Genomic DNA, 14,543 nt, shown 5'->3' with positions numbered 1-14,543 from the left:
TTACTCCTCCTTCGTGTGGATGGCTGCCGGGCAAAAATATGCCAGGTCGCCCGTGATTTTGCCGCCGATTCGTGGCAATAGACCGGCAAATGTGCCGCCGATGACGTAAGCCCCAGTTAGAAGCCGGCCTGAATAGGGGCCTTCCTCTGTCTCGACGACGACTTCTTCCATTGGAAACAGCTGCTGATAAATTTTTGGTTGGTTGTCGTAGTAGCTTTGGACGGCTTCCCGTTCGGCCTCGTCGTATCCCCGTTCCATCTCGTCCACGGCTCCTTGAGAATCATATAGCGCAGTGCCTTTGCCTTCGCGGCCCCAGTAGCCTTTGGCTGCATAAGGGACGCCGTATTGTATGAATGGCGACGGTTCATAATAGGTCGGTAGAAAATACGATTCAAGGGTCCGCACATCATCATCATCAAAGAGCTTGAAACCGCAAAATGCTTCTGTTTCGTCACGGCGTTCGTAGAGCGACCAGATAAGCGCCATGAAGCCTTTGCTCTGCGTAATGCTGCTTTGTACAGGATTAATCATGCCAATTCGGCCTTGAACGACGAGGTCCAGCAGATGCTCACCTACAGGCTCAGCCCCGTCTTCATTGGTGTCGTGAACCAAATATTCAAGCGGATAGAGCCGGTAAAGAATGGAGATGCGCTGGCTGCCGGCGAACAGACCAACGTTCGGGATGATCTCCAGCTCCTCAAGCGGAACATAAAGCACGTCATACCCTAATGCCTTAACGGCTTCCATGATATATTCCGTGTTGGTGCGGTCTTCCGTATGCCAGCCATAACTGGAGAATGCAATCGTACCGCTAATGCCCGATTCGGCATAGTGCGTGATCAGTCCAGTGAATGCGCGTTGAATCGTGTCTCGCATTGCCGTAGATGCCGAGCGGTAAGAGGAATACGTATCGATGATTGCATTGCCCGCATAAGCCGTTTCCGGGATGCCGCTAGGCGTGTCTGAGTTGTTCTCGATGCATTTCATGCCCTGCGGTCCGATAATCCAGTCCTGGCGGGAGATGCCGTGGGCAGGCACCTCGATTCTGGCAGCCGTCAGCAGGGCGGGATGCAGACCCAATTGGCCGGTCAGGAAGAAATCCGGGAGATAGCGCTGCGCAAATCGCAGTACTTTCATGTAGATGCGATCCACGCGTTCAGCCGCTTCTTGCAATGCATCGACCTCAGCCTGCTCGTAAAGCGTCAGCGCCGGAAGGCAGTACTGTTTGCCGTTCATTCGGTGATAGGGCAGGCTGGCTTCGATTTCGCCCGTGAAGCATTCCGCATGAGAGACTTCGAGGGATAGGATTCGGTTCATATCACGGCTCATATCGGTCAGCCTCCGCTGCTGTGGCCGCTGCTGCCGAAACCAAAGAAAGACGAGCCTCCGGATGTAGAGCTATGTACGTCTCCCTGGGTGGAGCTGCCGCTTCTCGTGCCGTGGAAGCTGCCTGAGCTTCCTCCGGAGCTGCTGCAGTTCTCGTAATCAGGATCGCACCCGTCGTCGTAGGTGCTGCAGCCAGACAAGGCGACGGGAACAGACAGCAGGAGTGCGAATGTAAGCATTTTGCGGGATTTGTGCGTGAGTCGATCTTCAGCGATCATCTAACCCTAGACCTCCTTTAAGAAAAAAATAACTTTGTTGCGGTCATCGTCATACGCCGTGTACAGTGATTCGTACGTAGTACCTTGTTGGACGAAGTAATGGTCAAGCAGCAGCTGCGCGATTTCAAGCGGGCGGTAGAGCCGATAAAGCGGCTCGCCGTGCTCGAATCTGCCGCTATGCCAGAAGAGAAACTCGGCTTCCAGCCGAGCAGCGCGATCGCAGCGCTCGAACAGGACATCCTGCACATGTGCGCCGTACAGCTCAAGGTCGCTGCTCCGAAACAAGGCGGCATAGACGAAATGGCGCTGTTCGTCTTCGGATTCATGAGAGGTGTGGTGATAGAGCGAATTGCGGATGACCGTACCGTTCACCAGCTTGCGGACAAATAAATCTTCGGCGAACATGGACGATGCGTGCAGCGTCCGTACGACTCGGCGGGACGGTTCATCCCATTCTTGATAGGTCAGGTTAACCATTGTGGACATCTTGCTTGCTCCTTTGCAGGTGAAGTAAAGAAATGAAGCAGAAGGATAAGTTTACTATAATGCAGTACATACGAGAACCAATCCCATTGGTGGCATTTTTTAACAAAGCTTTAATTACCGTCCATGATTGATTAACGAAACCGCAAACGGGGTAATGATAATTCCGCTTACGGATAGGTAACGTTTGGAATAGGGCGGGCAAATAGGGATATAATGAAGTCTGGACCATTTTCAGGAGAGGGGCACAGTGTACATGAGAATTGTCATAACCGGCGCCAGCCGGGGACTAGGCTATGAGATAGCGGTCGCCGCCGCCCGGCGCGGTCATCATGTTATCGCCGGTGTTCGCGATCGGGTAGCCTCAGAAGCCAGATACATGCGTGTAGAGCCGGCCATTCGCGAGCATATTGAAATCATGGAGCTGGATGTTGCCAGCGACGCTTCGATCGAACGGCTGCTGAGCGAGCTGAAAAGCAAGGACGGCGGCGTCGATGCGCTTGTCAACAATGCTGCGATTCTGCTCGGTCGCGAGCACAGCATCGAATCGCTCTCCTTTCAAGATTTGGTGGAATCGTTCGAGACGAATCTATTCGGCCCGATCAAAATGATTCAGGCTATGCTGCCGCTCCTTCGCAGTGCCACCTTGCCTACAATTATGAATATTTCGTCCGAGGCCGGCGCATACGCCACGGCTTATGCGGGAGACTATCCCTACGGTCTGTCGAAATCGGCGTTGACGTATATGTCCGAGAAGCTGCGTAAGGAGCTAGAGCCGCAAGGATTCCAAGTGCTGGCCATCCATCCCGGCTGGATGAAGACCGATATGGGCGGCGATCAAGCGCCGGGTGATCCGGTTCAAACAGCGGCACAGCTGCTCGGCCTTCTAGAGCGGGTTCGGCCGCTCAAGGTGAAGCATGGTTTTATCGATGCGGCGGGGCGCGAGCTGCCGTTCTGATCGCAAAATTGTCGTCGCTGGAATTTAAAATTCTCATACAAACAGCCACCTCAAACATGTGAGGTGGCTGTTCGTTTATCGATCATTGCAAGCATTAGCCCAAGTCTACCGCGTGTACGACCGGTGCTGCCGAGCTGTCTTTCTTCGGACGCTTCAACGTTGCCGCGAACAGCAGGCCGACCAAAGCAAGGCCAACCAGCACCAGATACGAATCATGGAACGCATGCGACATCGCGCCTGGTATTTGTTTCTCGCCGTTCGCCACATAATGCGCCGTGCGGTTAGCGATGATGGTTGTCAGACCGGCGACCGAGAAGGAAGTAACCACTTGTTGAGCCGCGCTCGTAAGCGAAGTTACCCGGCTGACCAGGTTGGCCGGCGCGGACTGGATCAGATGCGTATTCAGCGCCAGGAACGATAACCCCATGCCCATGCCGAGCATGATACGAGGGATGAGGAACGAGCTGGCGCTGTCGGACGGATCGATTCTGGAAATCAGAAAAGCGCCGATCCCGACGATCGTCAAGCCGATGAGCACGAGCGGACGCGCCCCAATACGGTCATACAGGCGGCCTCCGAAGGGCATGAACACGCCGGCTGCGATGGCTTGCGGCAGCGTCCATAAGCCAGCCTTGAAGGCAGACATGCCCATCAGCTGCTGCATGAAGAACGGCACCGAGAAAATAATGCCGAACATGACGAATTGCAGCACCCATTGCACGAGAATTCCGCGCGTGAAGAGCGGGGATTTGAATACGCGAAGCTCGAGCAGCGGCTCGCTCTTCCGTGAAAGCTCCACGATGATAAAGGCTGCTAGCGATACGACGCCGATGATCAAGCCGATGATCGTCTTGCTGGAGGACCAGCCGTGCGCGCCTTCGCTCAGGCCGTAAGAGAGACCGGAGAAAGCGAGCGGACCAAGGATTATACCCCACATATCGAGTGAAGCGGAGGCTTTCTTCGGCAGCCTTGGCAGCTGCCATACGCACAGGATAACGCCGACGATGCCGACCGGCACGTTAATGAGGAAGATCCATTCCCATTTGACGTAATCTACGAGGTAACCTGCAAGGATGGGACCGAGCGCAGGAGCAAGCAGTATCGGCAGGCCCATCAGACCCATGATGGATCCGGCCTTCTCTGGCGGGCTCAGCTTGTAAGTCATGGCGAACGATATCGGACTTACCATACCGCCGCCGAGTCCTTGCAGAACCCGGTAGAAAATCAGCTGATCTGCCGTTGTAGCGAAGGCACACAAGACGGAGCCGATCGTAAACAGCACAAGCGAAATGATAAAGATCTGCTTGGAACCATATCGATCCGTTATCCAGCCGGCAAGGGGGATAACAGCCGCTTGAGCAAGCGCGTAACCGGTGATCGTCCATTGAACGGTTTCCAGGCTGCTGTGAAAATCCTTGACGAGCACAGGTATGGCCACGTTAACGGCCGTACTGTCCAGAATTACCATGAAAATGCCGACGATGATGGCAAGCAGAGGGCCGACTAATTGACGCATGGACGTAAAAGGAATTGCAGGTGAGTTCGAGCCTTGAGCGGACATGACAGCCTCCTTGTGAACGATTTAGTTCCACTTTACGTTTTCGAGCATTGGAAGTCAAAAGAAAATTGTATGTCTTTTCCAGTATTCACGAAGTACAAGCTTCCACATTTGGAAATAGGCGAGTTTCGGCGCCAGGCATCAAAAAAGAGGCGGTAATCCGCCTCTTTTTTGATGCTATTTGCTGTACTTACTCCACATGTTCCGCGGCTTGCCCTTGCACCAAGGACGTGTCGACATCCCGAAAGGCTTGATTGTAGCAGCGCCGGCATACGGGTTTATAATCTTCGTTGCCGCCGACTTGAATTTGTTCGCCGGAATTGACCGGCTTTCCTTCGCGGAAGCGGATAACCATCGTAGCTTTGCGGTCGCAGTACCAGCAGATCGTTTTGATTTCTTCGATCTTGTCCGCTTGCACAAGCAGGTTGTAGCTGCCCTCGAAGAGCTGGTTTTGAAAATCGTTCTTGAGACCAAACGCCATGACCGGGATGTTAAGCTCGTCCACGACGCGCGTTAAATCAAGAATGTGCGTTTTGTTCAGAAACTGAGCTTCGTCGATCAAGACACAGTAGATCTGCTTGGGACCCGAGGAAGTCAGATGGGATTTGACACTATCGAATAAATTCGTATCGGTCTCGACCGGTATGGCGGCACGTTCGAAGCCTACACGGGAACCAACGAGCTGGGAGCCGCCTCTTGCGCTGAACGAGGGCGAATATATAAGTACGCGCTTGCCTTGTTCCTCGTAGTTATGGGCAACCTTAATAATTTCAAATGATTTACCGCTGTTCATCGTACCGTATTTAAAATAGAGCTGTGCCATGTACCGATTCTCCCTCTAAGCAAGATGTCTTACTTTTTTTATCATATTTCATGCAGGCTGACAAGGTGCCGCTATACCGCAATAGGAACACGCAAAAAACTGCCGGGAACACCGGCAGCCGCGAAGAATCGATTACAGTTTACTACCCATCAAGTATTTAAGAACAACACCTAATGCGCCGACGTAATAAGCCGTATTCATAACCCAGCCGGTACCGTCGAAGGCCGTCATGTTGGAGAGCATGAATAGCGGGAATACGAATAAGAGCAGATCTTTCAAATAAGCGGTAATCAGGTCGCTCGAGAACATGCCGGCTTTAAGGGCTTTGTACAGTCCTAACAGGAAGTTTAGGCCCATGGCAGCCAGGACAACCCACATGGAATACAGCATCCAATCTGTGAGTGCAAATGTCATTTGGAATCACCTCCCCGCGGGAAGAGTAATTGCATACGTTATCATATGTTGGATAAACGCAGGTTGTACTGGGACAACGCTGATTTTGTCGAGGGAGGATATTCCGGTATCGCGAAGAATAGGTATAACAGGCGAAAAGTAGGAAAAACATAGGAGGAATGCGCAGTGGCGGGTTTACTTGGCGGTTTGTTTAACAACTATTCAGAGGTTTCGGTAGAGGAATTAACGAAGCAATACGGTATTTATTTGATGCCTCAGGAATCGATCCATACGGGCTTTAAGCTGATTCGGGATACGTTTATATTGACGGATGAGCGGTTGATTTTCTTCGACCATCAAGGCGTGACGGGGAAGAAAACGCGAGTCGCTTCCATTCATTTGGATTCGATTATCGAGGTTACGATGGAAACGGGCGGTACGGGTTTCGAAGACAGCGAGCTGACGATCCATTACATCACATCGCCTTATTACAAAACCAATAACGTACAAGTGGGCTCCTACAAATTCGAATTCGGCAAGAAATTCAATCTGCAGCCGATTTACGTCAACTTTGTAACCTTGGCCCATCAGAATCATAAACGTTTAAACGGATAAAGCAAGCCGAGAAGGAGTATCAGGCATGACGAAAGGCAGCACCCTGCAAGAAGCGTTCAATCGAACGTCTTATCCGCTCGGCGGGCACGGCAAACGCAATGTTGCGGTGTTAATGGAAGCGTTCCGGAGCTTGAGCGAAGAAACAGACAGCGACATCTATGGTTCTGGCGCGATTATTGAAGATTTTCAGGCAGAAGTGGCGCAATATTTAGGGAAAGAAGCCGCTGTATTCTTCCCCAGCGGGACGATGGCGCAGCAGATCGCATTGCGGATCTGGAGCGATCAGCGCGGGCTGCAGACGGTTGCCTATCATCCGCTTTGCCATTTGGAAATCCATGAGCAGGACGGCTTGAAGGAGCTGCACCGGCTGAAGCCGATTCTGCTGGCGGACAGGACGAGAACCATTCGGCTGGCCGACGTGGAGGAGCTGGGGGAGGATATTGCTTGTCTGCTGCTTGAGCTCCCGCAGCGGGAAATCGGGGGGCAGCTGCCCCCATTCAGCGAGCTGGAAGCGATCGCGGCTTACTGCCGTTCCAAGGGGATCAAGCTTCATCTCGACGGTGCGCGGTTGTTCGAGATCCTGCCGTACTACGGGAAAACAGCGGCTGAAGTATGCGCGTTGTTCGACAGCGTTTACGTCTCGTTCTACAAGGGTATCGGCGGCATCGCAGGCGCCATTCTCGCGGGCGAACAACCGTTCACGGAAGCTTCGAAGATATGGAAGAGGCGCCATGGCGGCGACCTGATCAGTCTCTATCCGTACATTATCCCGGCGAAGCACTATATGAAGGAACGGCTGCCGTTTATGCGCCAATACTATGAGGATGCAGTCGAATTGGCGAGCTTCTTCAACGGGTGTCACGCAATATCGACAAAGCCGCAGATTCCGGTTTCGAATATGTTTCATGTCCATATAGCACGGTCGAAACAAATGCTGGAGCCGATATTCGTGGCTGCATGCGAAGCCACCGGCGTTGGATTGACGAACAATATCAATGCCGTCGATGAGCAAAACAGTTATTTCGAGATCAGCGTAGGCGACCGTTACCGCAGGGTTCCGAGAGAGAAGCTCGAGGAAGCATTCCGCTATATCGGCCAGGCCCTTCGCAATGCAGAGATTAACGAATAGCTGCAAATCAGGATGAAGTCCGTAGGAAGGTGCTGCGGGCTTTTTTCTGGTGGATCCAATCGGCGTTGGCCTGTATGCGCGCGCCTATCAATACAAGGCGTGGAAGAAGGTGCAGGAGAACTGGGGCGACGCCTTCTCGAAGGCGGATGTCAGCGTTAATATCGATATGGGCGAGATGAAATAATTCGAAGTTTTCTTCAGAGATTCGAGAGCCGTGATCCAAGGCGGCGATACGTCGACAGGCAGCCGGGTAGATGTCTGTTCGCGCGCGGCCATTCGTTTTATATTCCGCACTTTTGCATTGAGTTGTACAAGCCGTAACGCTATAATATAACGAGAAAAAGTCTAACAGAAAAGGTGTCATTCATGAGCATATTAAACGTAGAACGACTAAGCCACGGGTTCGGCGACCGTGCGATTTTCAACGACGTGTCCTTCCGCCTGCTGAAGGGCGAGCATATCGGATTAATCGGAGCAAACGGCGAGGGTAAATCCACCTTCATGAACATCATCACGGGCAAGCTTCAGCCGGATGATGGCAAGGTGGAATGGTCGAAGCGCATGCGCGTCGGTTATCTGGATCAGCATGCGGTGCTGAGCCGAGGCATGACGATTCGCGACGTATTGAAGGGCGCCTTCCAATATCTGTTCGATATGGAACAGGAAATGAACGATATGTACGGCCGTATGGGCGAGGTTACGCCGGAAGAGTTGGAGCAAATGCTTGAGGATGTCGGCACCATTCAAGATACGCTGACGAATCAGGATTTCTACATGATCGACGCCAAGATCGAAGAAACCGCTCGCGGCTTGGGCTTGACGGAAATCGGCCTTGACAAGGACGTATCGGATCTCAGCGGCGGTCAACGTACGAAGGTACTGCTTGCGAAGCTTCTACTCGAGAAGCCCGACATTCTGCTCCTCGACGAGCCGACCAACTATCTCGACGAAACGCATATCACGTGGTTGACGCGCTACTTGCAGGAATACGAGAATGCGTTTATTCTCATCTCCCATGACATTCCATTCCTCAACAGCGTCATCAACCTGATCTATCATATGGAAAATCAAGAATTGAACCGCTATGTCGGCGACTATGAGCATTTCCAACAGGTGTACGAGATGAAGAAGCAGCAGCTGGAATCGGCATTCAAACGCCAGCAACAGGAGATCGCGGACCTGAAGGACTTCGTAGCGCGGAACAAAGCAAGCGTCGCTACGAGAAACATGGCGATGTCGCGGCAGAAGAAGCTCGACAAGATGGACGTGATCGAGCTGGCAAAAGAGAAGCCGAAACCGCAGTTCAGCTTCAAGGAAGGCCGAACATCCGGCAAGCTGATCTTCGAAACGAACCAGCTGGTGATCGGTTACGACGAGCCGCTGTCGAGACCGCTTGATCTCCGCATGGAACGGGGGCAGAAAATCGCGCTCGTAGGTGCTAACGGCATCGGGAAGACGACGCTCCTGCGCAGCATCCTCGGCGAGATTAAGGCAATCTCCGGAACGGTCCAACGCGGCGAGCATCAGCAGGTTGGCTATTTCGAGCAGGAAGTGAAGGACGCCAACTACAACACGTGTATCGAGGAAGTGTGGAAGGAATTCCCATCCTTCACGCAATTCGAGGTTCGTGCGGCGCTGGCTAGATGCGGCCTGACGACGAAGCATATCGAGAGCAAGATCGCCGTATTAAGCGGCGGAGAGAAGGCGAAAGTGCGGCTGTGCAAGTTGATCAACCGCGAGTCGAACCTGCTCGTATTCGATGAGCCGACCAACCACTTGGACGTCGATGCGAAGGAGGAATTAAAGCGAGCGCTGCAAGCCTACAAGGGCAGCATTCTGCTCATTTCCCATGAACCTGAATTTTATCGGGACGTAGTCACCGAGACGTGGAACTGCGAGTCTTGGACGACGAAAGTATTCTAAAGCCAGCCAAAATTGCGAAGCCGGCAAGCAGCAACGGGATGACCCGGATGCGCTTGCCGGCTTTTTTCTCGTGTCCTGTGACCGAAGCGTGACAGAAAGATGTCTGATATCCGATATTCCGCCATCTTGAGTCAATCCATGCTTGACGATTTCCCAAGCGGCACGATACATTGTCATTAGACTTGAGTAGAGAATAAGGAGGATGACAGACATGAAGCTTCAATACGGCACACCCGCGCAAGTGTGGACGGAAGCGCTGCCAATAGGCAACGGCCGCCTCGGCGCCATGATCTTCGGCGGCGTGGAATCCGAAGAAATTCAATTGAACGAAGATACGCTCTGGTCCGGACAGCCGCGCGACGGCAGCAATCCGGGCGCCAAGGAAGTGCTTCCCGAGGTCCGCAAGCTTATTCAGGAGAAGCGGTTCGTCGAAGCCGACCTGCTGTGCAAGCAGATGATGGGGCCTTACACGCAATCGTATTTGCCGCTCGGCCATCTTCGATTGACGTTCGAGCACGGCGACATCGCGCGGAATTATGCGCGTACGCTGGATTTGTCGCAAGCGCTTTCGACGGTCACGTACCAGATCGGGAATGTCACGTATTCCCGCGAAATGTTTGCCTCGCATCCTGACGGCGTCATCGTCATGCGCCTGCGGGCGAGCGAGCAAGGGAAGCTCAGCTTCCACGCGAAGCTCGACAGTCCGCTCCGCTATCGGACATCCAATGCCGACGGACGCTATATTCTCCACGGCGTAGCGCCGGAGAAGCTGGCTCCCAGCTACTTTACGGTGGACGAGCCGATCGTTTACGGCGATCCGTACACGTCGGAGGCGATATCGTTCGAAGGCTGTCTGAAGGTGAAGGTCGACGACGGAGACGGCTTCACCTGGATTGACGCAGACGGGCTGCATGTTATCGGCGCGTCGGGCGCAACGCTCTATTGGAGCGCGGCGACGAGCTTTAACGGGTTTGACCGCATGCCGCGCAGCGAGGGTAAGGATGCTGGCGCGATCGCATTGGCAGTACTTGAAGGCGCTTTCCCGCTGTCCTATGAACAATTGAAAGAACGGCATATTGTCGATTATAAATCCCTGTTCGACCGTGTTGCTTTGAAGCTCGGACCGGCATCTGCGCCGGAGGATATGGCTACGGATGCGCGGATTGCGCAATTTGGCGCTTCGGATCCCGGTCTCGTCGAGCTGGTCTTCCATTTCGGTCGTTACCTGATGATTGCCGGTTCGCGCCCGGGAACACAGCCGACCAATCTGCAGGGCATATGGAACAAAGACACCCGTCCGCCGTGGAGCAGCAATTATACGATCAACATCAATACGCAGATGAACTATTGGCCGGTGGAAACGACCAACCTGGCGGAATGCCATACACCGCTCCTGACGTTCATCGAGCAGCTCGCGGTGACGGGTAAGCGGACCGCTTCGGTCAATTACGGCACTCGCGGCTGGACCGCGCATCACAACGCTGACTTGTGGGCGCACACGGAGCCTGTCGGCGAATTCGGCAACGGCGATGCCATCTGGGTCAACTGGCCGATGGGCGGCGTCTGGCTGTGCCAGCATTTGTGGGAGCATTACGCATTTGGACGCGACAAGCAGTACCTGAAAGAGAACGCGTATCCGGTTATGAAGGAAGCAGCCTTGTTCTGCTTGGATTGGCTGGTCGACAATGGCGAAGGCAAGCTGGTCACGATGCCTTCAACGTCGCCGGAGCATAAATTCCGCACCGAGGAGGGACTCGCGGGCGTCACCAGCGCAGCGTCCATGGATTTGGAGCTGATCTGGGATTTGTTTACGAATCTTAGAGAAGCGGCTGCCATTCTGGAAATCGATGAGGAGTTCAGCGCGGAGCTCGCGGAAACGCTGGAGCGGCTGCTTCCGCTTCGCATCGGACGCTACGGGCAACTCCAGGAATGGGCGAGCGAAGACTTCGAGGACGAGGATGTGCATCACCGCCATGTCTCGCATTTGTTCGGCGTCTATCCCGGCAGACAGCTTACGGAGCGCTCCGCGCCGGAGCTCCTTGAAGCGGCCAAGAAGTCGCTGGAACGCAGGGGCGACGAAGGCACGGGCTGGAGCCTTGGCTGGAAGGTCTCGCTGTGGGCGCGTTTCCGCGACGGCGACCGCGCGCTCAATCTGATCGGCAACCTGCTGAAGGTCGTTCGCGAGAATGAGCCGGAGAACTACCATCACGGCGGCGTTTACCCGAACCTGTTCGACGCGCATCCGCCATTCCAAATCGACGGCAATTTTGCCGCGACGGCTGGTATTGCGGAGATGCTGCTTCAATCGCATCAGGGCGAGCTGCACTTGCTTCCCGCGCTGCCTTCGGCATGGCCGGAAGGATACGTTACGGGACTTCGCGCACGCGGCGGCTTCGAGATCGGCATAACCTGGCAGGAGGGCCGCTTCGTCCAAGCGGAGCTGCTGTCGCTCCACGGCGAACCATGCACGCTGTCCGTCGATAGTCCGGTTGCCGTAACCGTGCTTGGCAGGGAAGAGGGGGCCGAGCAAGCTGTAGAAGCCGTTAAGCTTACTGACGGACGCTATCTATTCGATACGATTGCCGGCCAGCGTTACCGGATAACGGCACAATAGAACAAAGCACAGAATAGTCGTGACAATAGGCTCGTTTTGCGTCAAGCTGGCCGCAACAAAAGAGCTGCATTCCCTGGGGTGCAGCTCTTTTTGTCATACCCTAGCTTTTAATAGTAACTTTTCGCTAATTTCTCTAAAAGATCGTGTCAGCAACGTAATATATTTTTTGCGTGTCCTTTTTATTGACAGGGTCGGTAACGATAATAAAGTAGACGTTGCCGTCCTTTGTTTGCACGCCTTCGATTTCATGCGTTCCCACTTTCGTAATATTCACGAGCGTTTTGTACGCGCCCGTATTCGACAGCATTGCAATCTGGGGCGTATCGCCTTCTGCTCCGCCTGACGTATAGATTTCCGTATTACTAAGCATATCCATGCCTTGGAAGGATCCGTTCGGTCTGACAATCGCGCTTGTGATTTGAAATTCTTGATGTAAGAATTCGCTTTGATTATCCGGTAACCTAATCACGGTTAGAATAGTCTCCAGGTATCAATAATTGTTAAAGTATTGTATGCGTGCTGCTAGACGCGCTTAAACCACAAATCGCGAAATCTTACCCAGCCCAGCGATTCCAATGCGATTCCTCGAATGGATGGGTGGAAGGCAGTCTTCAGATGCTTCCGGTACAGAAACAGAAGACGTCGTGATTGCTTGAGTTCGGTCTCGAGTTCAACGAGCAGCTCTTTCCGCCGGAGCCTGTCCGGGATCGCGGAGAGCGATGAAATCTTCCGTTCCATATGTGCCCGAACGTCAGGCAGGAAGTGATGCTGCATGCTCTTGAACAGGTCGATTAGCCGCAGCTCGCGGTGCTCGTCCAACATGATCGCGAACAGCAGCAAGTCGGCGCTTAACCTTGCTTCTCCCTTGAAGTGTTCGGCGGGAATGAGCTCGATGGTCAGCTGAAAGCCGGCTTCCGCACAGAGGTCCCGAACGATGACGGCGTCTCTCTCGTATTGAGGAATGGTCGCAAGCACGATCGGTTCTCCATTGTACCCGTTCATAAGAGACGCTGGCGGCTGGGACGCCGTTAATCCGCTAATCTCCGCGGTTTCGACATCCGTCATTGCATTTCGTTCGGGCCAGAAGCTGTCTGCGGCTTCGATGACGTCTCCTGACAACCGCTCGATCAATGCTTCGCGATTCAAGGCAAGCAGAAGCGCTTCGCGCACAGCCGAATTTCGAAGAGGACCATCTCGCAGCTCATTGATGGTCATGAATTTGCAGGTCATCCCCGATTGCTTCACCTGCTGCATTTCCTCCATCGCTTGTCCTGTCAATCGGACGTTGTGCATGACTTGAAAGTCGGGCAGCGAGCCGTCATCCTCTTTGGACTTGTTCTCCGGTTCAGTCCATACTTCCACAATATCGAGAAATCCTCTGCCTTGAAAATATGTAGAGAATGCCTCCAGCGTATAGACGCCTTGGCTGCTGCCGCTCAATCGGAAAGGACCAGTTCCGACAGGCTGCGCGCCGAATGCGGCATCCGAACGTTCATGGGCTTGGAATTCAGGCACGACCGAAGCGCGGTTGGTTGCCAGAAAAGAAACTAACAGCTCATTCGGCCTATGCAGAAGAAAGGTAACGGTTTGTTCATCAACGACTTCGATCGCGGCCATATCCGCGTATACCCAATTGTATAAGCCTTTCGGTGCAAGCGCCTGGAGACGTTCGAAAGAGAATTTCACATCACGGGCAGTCATCTCGCGTCCGTGGTGAAACAGGACGCCTTTACGCAGATAGAACGTCCACCGGATTCTCGCATCATCGACTTCCCAGGCATGGGCGAGATGAGGCAGGAGCTCATCGCCTTCCGGGCTCATCCGAACAAGCCCGTCAAACAGCTGGTTGACGAGATGGGATTCGCCCGAATAATGAATATCGGCCGGATCAAGGGAATGGATGCGCTGGGGCAGCGGGAAGCGAAGCAGATCAAGCCGACGCTCGCCCCGCACCTCCGATTGAAAGCCGAAGCGCCCGGCCAACCAGGCTTGGAACTGGGTACGAAGGGCTCCTGCGCCGTTGTCCATCGTCTGCACATAAGACACCGCCCGCTGCAAATCATGCCGCTCCGCGACTTCGCGCGCTTCCGCCAGGATCAGCTCATCCGGAGGCATAAGGAATTGCAGCTCGGACCGATTGCCGCGGCCGCGCTTCGGCTCCCAGCTCAGCCACTGTTCGCGCTGCATCCGCTGCAGAAGAAGCACCATGTTGCGATGCGTGCAGTCCAGCGCTTCCGAGAGCTCTTGGGTGGTCACTTCAAGCTTTTCCCGTTCCTGCACATGCGGGTAAATCTTCCGCAGCGCCAAGTAATGCTGACGCATCTTCATCCGGCAATCTCCGTTTCTAAAATATGAAATTTTCCAATATAAACTTGCACTTTTTGTTCTTATTTTATCGGATACAATTAATGGAAGCAAGTTATTCGCGCTGCTGACCAGCGCA

Annotated in this window: 13 protein-coding genes and 1 pseudogene; 6 read left to right on the top strand and 8 right to left on the bottom strand. The window is 53.7% G+C overall.

Going from position 1 to position 14,543, the window contains the following annotated elements:
• The 3 genes from KXU80_RS06160 to KXU80_RS06150 are packed head-to-tail and all read right to left on the bottom strand — an operon-like array spanning position 1 to position 2,090.
• Entirely contained in the window at positions 1 to 1,329 is a 1,329-nt protein-coding gene (locus KXU80_RS06160) for a glutathionylspermidine synthase family protein (RefSeq protein WP_258171286.1), read from the bottom strand.
• 5 nt (positions 1,330 to 1,334) lie between these two features.
• Positions 1,335 to 1,604 (bottom strand): hypothetical protein, encoded by a 270-nt coding sequence (locus KXU80_RS06155; RefSeq protein ID WP_219837365.1) that lies wholly within the window; start codon positions 1,602 to 1,604, stop codon positions 1,335 to 1,337.
• 6 nt (positions 1,605 to 1,610) lie between these two features.
• A complete protein-coding gene (locus KXU80_RS06150) occupies positions 1,611 to 2,090 on the bottom strand; it encodes a hypothetical protein (protein WP_219837364.1) in 480 nt (159 codons plus the stop codon).
• A gap of 253 nt (positions 2,091 to 2,343) precedes the next feature.
• Here KXU80_RS06150 and KXU80_RS06145 point away from each other — a divergent pair, with 253 nt between their 5' ends.
• Positions 2,344 to 3,045, top strand: coding sequence for an SDR family NAD(P)-dependent oxidoreductase (locus KXU80_RS06145; protein WP_219837363.1), 702 nt, complete (start codon positions 2,344 to 2,346; stop codon positions 3,043 to 3,045).
• A gap of 94 nt (positions 3,046 to 3,139) precedes the next feature.
• Here the strand turns inward: KXU80_RS06145 and KXU80_RS06140 are convergent, their stop codons facing one another.
• From KXU80_RS06140 to KXU80_RS06130, 3 genes are all read right to left on the bottom strand, one after another.
• The gene (locus KXU80_RS06140) at positions 3,140 to 4,606 is read right to left on the bottom strand and encodes a DHA2 family efflux MFS transporter permease subunit (RefSeq protein WP_219837362.1); all 1,467 of its coding nucleotides are present in this window, start codon (positions 4,604 to 4,606) and stop codon (positions 3,140 to 3,142) included.
• 187 nt (positions 4,607 to 4,793) lie between these two features.
• A complete protein-coding gene (locus KXU80_RS06135) occupies positions 4,794 to 5,426 on the bottom strand; it encodes a thymidine kinase (RefSeq protein WP_219837361.1) in 633 nt (210 codons plus the stop codon).
• A gap of 132 nt (positions 5,427 to 5,558) precedes the next feature.
• Entirely contained in the window at positions 5,559 to 5,840 is a 282-nt protein-coding gene (locus KXU80_RS06130; RefSeq protein WP_219837360.1) for a hypothetical protein, read from the bottom strand.
• Between the two features lie 165 nt (positions 5,841 to 6,005).
• On the opposite strand from KXU80_RS06130, the gene KXU80_RS06125 reads away from it, so the two are divergent.
• From KXU80_RS06125 to KXU80_RS06105, 5 genes are all read left to right on the top strand, one after another.
• Positions 6,006 to 6,434 (top strand): PH domain-containing protein, encoded by a 429-nt coding sequence (locus KXU80_RS06125; RefSeq protein WP_219837359.1) that lies wholly within the window; start codon positions 6,006 to 6,008, stop codon positions 6,432 to 6,434.
• Positions 6,435 to 6,459: 25 nt separating this feature from the next.
• Positions 6,460 to 7,563, top strand: a complete 1,104-nt coding sequence (locus KXU80_RS06120; RefSeq protein ID WP_219837358.1) for a threonine aldolase family protein — start codon at positions 6,460 to 6,462, stop codon at positions 7,561 to 7,563.
• Between the two features lie 49 nt (positions 7,564 to 7,612).
• A complete protein-coding gene (locus KXU80_RS06115; protein WP_374987756.1) occupies positions 7,613 to 7,747 on the top strand; it encodes a Ger(x)C family spore germination C-terminal domain-containing protein in 135 nt (44 codons plus the stop codon).
• A gap of 182 nt (positions 7,748 to 7,929) precedes the next feature.
• Positions 7,930 to 9,486, top strand: a complete 1,557-nt coding sequence (locus KXU80_RS06110) for an ABC-F family ATP-binding cassette domain-containing protein (protein WP_219837357.1) — start codon at positions 7,930 to 7,932, stop codon at positions 9,484 to 9,486.
• Positions 9,487 to 9,697: 211 nt separating this feature from the next.
• The gene (locus tag KXU80_RS06105) at positions 9,698 to 12,100 is read left to right on the top strand and encodes a glycoside hydrolase family 95 protein (RefSeq protein ID WP_219837356.1); all 2,403 of its coding nucleotides are present in this window, start codon (positions 9,698 to 9,700) and stop codon (positions 12,098 to 12,100) included.
• 133 nt (positions 12,101 to 12,233) lie between these two features.
• Here KXU80_RS06105 and KXU80_RS06100 read toward each other — a convergent pair.
• Positions 12,234 to 12,521, bottom strand: a pseudogene (locus KXU80_RS06100) (hypothetical protein); the annotation flags it as partial.
• A 101-nt stretch (positions 12,522 to 12,622) separates the two neighbouring features.
• Complete coding sequence (locus KXU80_RS06095) at positions 12,623 to 14,428, bottom strand: ABC transporter substrate-binding protein (protein WP_219837355.1); 1,806 nt, start codon at positions 14,426 to 14,428, stop codon at positions 12,623 to 12,625.
• Positions 14,429 to 14,543: the final 115 nt, after the last annotated feature.

Source organism: Paenibacillus sp. R14(2021) (assembly GCF_019431355.1).
Taxonomy (GTDB): domain Bacteria; phylum Bacillota; class Bacilli; order Paenibacillales; family Paenibacillaceae; genus Paenibacillus_Z.
This window is presented reverse-complemented; position numbering and strand designations above follow the sequence as displayed.

Excerpts from the sequence above, each read along its gene's own strand:
- KXU80_RS06160 (WP_258171286.1), bottom strand. The coding sequence starts at position 1,329 with ATGAGCCGTGATATGAACCGAATCCTATCCCTCGAAGTCTCTCATGCG.
- KXU80_RS06155 (WP_219837365.1), bottom strand. The coding sequence starts at position 1,604 with ATGATCGCTGAAGATCGACTCACGCACAAATCCCGCAAAATGCTTACA.
- KXU80_RS06150 (WP_219837364.1), bottom strand. The coding sequence starts at position 2,090 with ATGTCCACAATGGTTAACCTGACCTATCAAGAATGGGATGAACCGTCC.
- KXU80_RS06145 (WP_219837363.1), top strand. The coding sequence starts at position 2,344 with ATGAGAATTGTCATAACCGGCGCCAGCCGGGGACTAGGCTATGAGATA.
- KXU80_RS06140 (WP_219837362.1), bottom strand. The coding sequence starts at position 4,606 with ATGTCCGCTCAAGGCTCGAACTCACCTGCAATTCCTTTTACGTCCATG.
- KXU80_RS06135 (WP_219837361.1), bottom strand. The coding sequence starts at position 5,426 with ATGGCACAGCTCTATTTTAAATACGGTACGATGAACAGCGGTAAATCA.
- KXU80_RS06130 (WP_219837360.1), bottom strand. The coding sequence starts at position 5,840 with ATGACATTTGCACTCACAGATTGGATGCTGTATTCCATGTGGGTTGTC.
- KXU80_RS06120 (WP_219837358.1), top strand. The coding sequence starts at position 6,460 with ATGACGAAAGGCAGCACCCTGCAAGAAGCGTTCAATCGAACGTCTTAT.
- KXU80_RS06110 (WP_219837357.1), top strand. The coding sequence starts at position 7,930 with ATGAGCATATTAAACGTAGAACGACTAAGCCACGGGTTCGGCGACCGT.
- KXU80_RS06105 (WP_219837356.1), top strand. The coding sequence starts at position 9,698 with ATGAAGCTTCAATACGGCACACCCGCGCAAGTGTGGACGGAAGCGCTG.
- KXU80_RS06095 (WP_219837355.1), bottom strand. The coding sequence starts at position 14,428 with ATGAAGATGCGTCAGCATTACTTGGCGCTGCGGAAGATTTACCCGCAT.